General features: G+C 70.6%; 5 protein-coding genes and 1 pseudogene. 5 read left to right on the top strand and 1 reads right to left on the bottom strand.

Going from position 1 to position 4,454, the window contains the following annotated elements; translation table 11 throughout:
• Positions 1-3 precede the first annotated feature (3 nt).
• Genes AB0J08_RS31695 through AB0J08_RS31680 form a run of 4 tightly spaced genes read left to right on the top strand, consistent with a single transcriptional unit; the run spans position 4 to position 2,449 of the window.
• Complete coding sequence (locus tag AB0J08_RS31695) at positions 4-219, top strand: MbtH family protein (RefSeq protein ID WP_360641298.1); 216 nt, start codon at positions 4-6, stop codon at positions 217-219.
• A 5-nt stretch (positions 220-224) separates the two neighbouring features.
• A complete protein-coding gene (locus AB0J08_RS31690; RefSeq protein ID WP_360641297.1) occupies positions 225-1,472 on the top strand; it encodes a cytochrome P450 in 1,248 nt (415 codons plus the stop codon).
• A gap of 31 nt (positions 1,473-1,503) precedes the next feature.
• The gene (locus AB0J08_RS31685) at positions 1,504-2,247 is read left to right on the top strand and encodes an SRPBCC domain-containing protein (protein ID WP_360641296.1); all 744 of its coding nucleotides are present in this window, start codon (positions 1,504-1,506) and stop codon (positions 2,245-2,247) included.
• Between the two features lie 7 nt (positions 2,248-2,254).
• On the top strand, positions 2,255-2,449 hold the full coding sequence (locus AB0J08_RS31680; protein ID WP_360641295.1) for a hypothetical protein: 195 nt from the start codon (positions 2,255-2,257) through the stop codon (positions 2,447-2,449).
• Between the two features lie 167 nt (positions 2,450-2,616).
• Here AB0J08_RS31680 and AB0J08_RS31675 read toward each other — a convergent pair.
• Positions 2,617-2,913: pseudogene (locus tag AB0J08_RS31675) on the bottom strand (DUF3732 domain-containing protein); the annotation flags it as partial.
• Between the two features lie 191 nt (positions 2,914-3,104).
• Here AB0J08_RS31675 and AB0J08_RS31670 point away from each other — a divergent pair.
• Entirely contained in the window at positions 3,105-4,358 is a 1,254-nt protein-coding gene (locus AB0J08_RS31670; protein WP_360641294.1) for a hypothetical protein, read from the top strand.
• Positions 4,359-4,454: the final 96 nt, after the last annotated feature.

The following is a 4,454-nucleotide window of genomic DNA, read 5'->3' as shown; positions in this document are numbered from 1 at the left end:
CCCATGACCAACCCCTTCGACGACCAGGACGGCACCTTCCTCGTGCTCGTCAACGACGAGAACCAGCACTCGCTGTGGCCGCAGTTCGCGGACGTCCCCGCCGGCTGGACCGTCACCCACGGACCCGACACCCAGGCCGCCTGCCTGGAGTACGTCGAGCAGGCCTGGACCGACATGCGGCCCAAGAGCCTGGCCGACGCCATGGACGCCCAGCGGTAGCCGACGTGACCACCACCGACACCAGGGACGGGGCCCGCGCCACCGCGGGCCCCGCCCGGCCCCGCGACCTCGCCGCGGACCTGCTCACCCTCGAGGCCCGGCGGGATCCGTACCCGCTCTACGCCCGTATGCGGCGCGAGAGCCCGGTCCACCGCAGTGCCGAGGGCATCTGGTACCTCACCCGTTACGCTGATGTCGAGGCGGCGCTGACCGACCTGCGGCTGTCCAACGACCGGGACCGGATGACCCGCGCCTACGTCGCGCTCGGCGGCGACCTGAAGGCCTTCAGCCGGCTCACCGACCGGCTCGGGCGGGTGATGTCCAACACCGACCCGCCGGACCACGCCAGGCTGCGCAAGCTGACCAACCGCGCCTTCACCGCCCGACGCGTCGAAGCCCTGCGCGACGGCATCCAGCGGATCGTCGACCGGCTGATCGACGAAGCCGTCGCGGCCGGACCGGCCATGGACCTGATCGAGGACGTCGCCGCCCCGCTGCCGATGTCCGTCGTCTGCGAGCTCTTCGGCATCCCGGACGACGACCTCCCGCGGGTCAAGGCCTGGTTCAGCCGCTTCGGCCGGCTGAGCGAGGACCTCGACAAGTCCGAGGAGGCGATCGGGCAGTACGAGGAGTACCTCGCCCGCCTCGTCCGGAGCCGCCGGGCCGACCCGGGCGACGACCTGATCAGCGCCCTGGTTGCCACCCAGGCGCAGGACGACCGGCTCACCGACTCCGAGCTGCTGTCCACCTGCTTCGTCCTGATCACCGCTGGCGACGAGACCACCACACACCTGATCGGCAACGGGATGCTCGCCCTGCTGCGCCACCCCGACCAGCTGGCCCGGCTGTGTGCGGACCCGAGGCTGATCCGCGACGCCGTCGAGGAAGTGGCCCGCTACGACACGGTGACCCAGGCGATCGTCCGGGTCGTCGCGGAGGACCTGGAGATCGGCGGGCGCACCCTGCGCGAGGGCGAGCTGGTCTACCTGTTCCTCGGCGCGACCAACCGCGACCCCGAGCGCTTCGAGGATCCCGACCGGCTCGACCTGACCCGCCCCGGCAACCGGCACCTGAGCTTCGGCAACGGCCCGCACTTCTGCCTCGGCGGCCCGTTGGCCAGGCTCCAGGCAGAGGTGGCGATCGGCACGCTGGTGCGTCGGCTGCCCGAGCTGCGGCTGGCAGAGGGGACGCCGCTGGAGTGGCGGCCCAACCCGCTGCAACGGCGGCTGTGCGCCCTCCCGGTCAGCTACTGACCCGATGAACGACGACGAAGGAGAACCGACCGTGGCCCGAGAGTTCGAGGTCCGAAAGGAACAGGACCTGCCCGCGACACCCGAACAGGTCTGGGCCGCGGTCGCCACCGGCGCCGGCAACCTGGGCTGGCTGTACCCGATGGAGATCGAGCCGCGCGTCGGCGGAAAGGTCACCCGGGCCGAGAGCACCGTCGTGGCGTGGGAGCCGCCGACCCACTTCGCCGCCCGGGCGACCCTCGGCGACGAGTTCTCCAACACGCTCAGCTACCGGATCGAGCCGGTGGACCGCGGAACGAGCCATCTGCGGATGGGAATCCATTGGGTGCACGAGGGCGTCTGGGACGAGATCTGGGACAAGAAGGCGGACGCGGCCGAGAAGCACGTCCACCTCTACCAGCACAGCCTCGCCGAGTACCTGCGGCACTTCGCCGGCCGCCCCGCCGTCTACGTCAAGGCCGGGCGCCCCGAACCCACCTCCGACCCCGCCGACTTCGCTGCCCTGCGGCGACGCCTCGGCCTCGCCGACGACGCGGACGTCGGCGACCGGCTCCTGCTCCAGGTCCCCGGCCCGGACGGCGGCCCGGAGGAGGTGGTCGTGGACTGGCTCAGCCCCGACTTCGTCGGCCTGCGCGGACCGGACGCGCTCTACCGCTTCTTCAACGGCAGCACCTGGAACACGCCGATCTGGCTGGCCCACCACGTGTTCGCCGAGGACGCCGACGAGCAGAAAGCCACCCAGGCGTGGAACACCTGGCTCAACGACACCCAAGCCTAGGACCCCGATGCAAACCTCCACGGAAACACTGCTCTACGCCGCCGAACTCGTCGAGGAGAACGGCACCTACACCCTTGTCGTTCAGGACGTGAGGCGGGACACCGTCCAGACCACCCCGGTCCCCAAGGCCATGGTGGACAAGCTCCCGACCTTCCTCGCGGCACTGAGCGCCAAGCTCACACCGTCGCGCCGCCTCTGGTAGATCCCTTCGGCCCCCACGAGGCCGGTGCCGTCCGGAAGCCATCGAGCCCGGGACGGTGCCGGCCTCGCCGTCCCGGGGGTCGGCCCGCCGAAAGAGGGAGACGCCGAGGCGGTGTGGCTCTCCTCAATAGGGTGCCAGAGTGTTCCGCCGGTCTGGTCGGGAGGGAAGTAGACCTGGGATGGCTGGTCAAGGATCAGGACGCGGGGTACCGGACGATGTTGCGTGGAGAACCACTCGTGGAGGCTGAGGAAGGTAGCGACGTGGTAGCCGAGGTGATTCTCGGCGCTGCCCATGTTGGCGAGGGGAACAGGCCCGTTGATGGTGTCGGGGACCACAGTGAGGCGGTTGATGTCGAGGCGAATTGGGGCCTCGGAGTGTTCGAGTCTTCGCCGGCTCAAGGACGAGGGCCTGGTCGAGGAGGTCGTGCGGCCGCAGGCTGACAAGCTGCGGGCCTGGTTCCTCACCGAGCACGGCCCCCGGATCGCCGCGACCTTCCCCGAGCGGGAGGGCGTGGCCGTCCGAATCCGATGGAGCCGGGATGCAGTGGCAGCTGCGTCTTGGCGCTGGCGGTGCCAGCGGGGGTGATCGCATACCCCCGGCCGAGCCGCGCGCCGCTTGGCCGGGGGTGTCGGCAGTTGTCCGTAGGGTACCCGGCGTGAACATTGATGATCTTTCCTGGCAGGCCAACACCCTTCGCGGTGTCTCCACCCGCGTCGTACTCACCCTCATTGACCACGGGCACCTGGAGGTGGTGATCCAGGCCGCCCTCGAGCGCGAGGACTGGCACTGCGCCAGAACCGCCGTCACTTCGCTCTGCTCCGACGGCCAGTTCGAGCGCGCGCTGGACATGCTGGCCCCGTTCACCGCCACCGGCTGGCACACCGCCCAGTGGCTCGCAGCCGACGTCATGACCCAGCAGGGCCGGGGCGAGGAAGCGCTCGCGATGACACGCCCGGACCCGGACCAGCTGCAGGACGGCCACTACTGCTCCCGCTACGCCGAGCTGGCCGTCGCCGCCGACCGGGCCGATCTCGCCATCGAGGTCCTCACCCCGCACCTGGACGAGGCCTGGCTGCTGCGGCACCTGGTCGAAGTCACTGACGGCCAGGACCGTGACGAGCAGATGCTCCAGCTGCTCACCACGGCGCTGACGAACGCGGCCGACGGCTACGGCGTGCGGGCCTCGCGCGAGGAGGTGCTCCTTCATACCGCCCGGGTACTGGGGCGCTCCGGCCGGCCGAGCGAAGCCCTGGCGCTGCTGCGCGCCGAGGCGCTTTCGGGCGGCCATCACACCCTCGCCTTCTCGGAGAACTTCGCCGAGCTGCTCGCACGCCAGGGCCTGACCGACGAACTCGCAACCCTGGCGGCAGACGACGACCGCCTCGTCGGCGCGTACACCGCGGCGCTCACCGAGGCCGGACGGGACACGGAAGCCGAAGCCCTGCTGCGCGAACGCATCGTCGTCCACAACCACGACCGCGACCGCACGCGGCTGATGACGCTGCTGGGCCGCCAGGACCGGATCGACGAAGCCGTCGAGGTCGGCCTGCCCATGTGCGCGGACCACGAGAACGGCGCCACCGTCCACTGGATCCTCGAGCTGCTGGTGGACGACGGCCGCCCCGGCCGGGCACTCGAGGTACTGGACAACCTCACCGGCTGGTGGGTCGACGGGCACCCCGACGACGTCCAGCACATGCGCCTGCGGCTGCTCGGCGAGGCCGGCCGCCACGCCGACGGCATCGCGCACGCCAACGCCCTGCCCCAGGACAAGCCCGGCCAGTGGGACCCCAACATCGCGGACCTCCTCGAAGGCGACGGCCGCACCGAGGAAGCCATCGCCCTGCTGCGCTCGTCACAGCACCGGAACGCGGCCGAGCACCTGGCCGACCTCCTCGCCCGCTACTGAGCTTGATTGCGTGATGTCGGCTGTTGCTGAGCTCAGCCGTCCATGATCAGTCCGGTCTCGGTGAGGCAGGCGTCGATCAGATGGGCTCGGTACTGG

Source organism: Kitasatospora sp. NPDC050463 (assembly GCF_040655255.1).
Taxonomy (GTDB): Bacteria; Actinomycetota; Actinomycetes; order Streptomycetales; family Streptomycetaceae; genus Kitasatospora.
Note: the sequence above shows the minus strand (reverse complement) of the source record. Positions and strands in the feature narration are given on the sequence as shown.